The organism is Faecalibacterium sp. DFI.5.82 (assembly GCF_029076575.1).
In the GTDB taxonomy this organism is placed as follows: Bacteria; Bacillota; Clostridia; order Oscillospirales; family Ruminococcaceae; genus Faecalibacterium; species Faecalibacterium duncaniae.
Window position 1 is genome coordinate 1 of record NZ_JARFIS010000317.1, and the last position, 323, is coordinate 323.

Sequence of the window (323 nt, forward strand, 5' to 3'; positions counted from 1 at the left end):
TATATGCCTGACGGCGTATGCGACTACTTCCTAATGTGGATCTGCGTCGGCTTGCCATTCGGCATCCGGAGGATGTGCCTCTGGCTCGTACCAAGCGGTTACGGCATCTCCGGCTCAGTCGGCATTTTCGCATTGAACTTAATCATAGGCGGTCTCATCGGAGGACTCGCCTTCTTCATCGGGCTGCTGCTCGGTATAATTCATACCATCCGAGAAATCATCTGAACTACATCGTAAACGAAGAGGGTTTGTTTCTTCTCCAATTTGGAGTAAGAAGCAAACCCTCTTTTTTTGTTGCCCAAAAGCCGGAGTATTTGCTGGCG

Annotated in this window: 2 protein-coding genes; one reads left to right on the plus strand and one right to left on the minus strand. The window is 49.8% G+C overall.

The window, feature by feature from the left end:
- A partial coding sequence (locus P0G09_RS20920; protein WP_342760550.1) for a DUF6050 family protein occupies window positions 1-225 on the plus strand: 225 nt, incomplete at its 5' end.
- On the opposite strand, the gene P0G09_RS16790 is transcribed toward P0G09_RS20920, so the two are convergent.
- Window positions 139-323, minus strand: a 185-nt coding sequence (locus P0G09_RS16790) for a hypothetical protein (RefSeq protein WP_275253234.1), incomplete at its 5' end; no start/stop codon positions are given. The two genes, P0G09_RS20920 and P0G09_RS16790, sit on opposite strands and share 87 nt — an antisense overlap.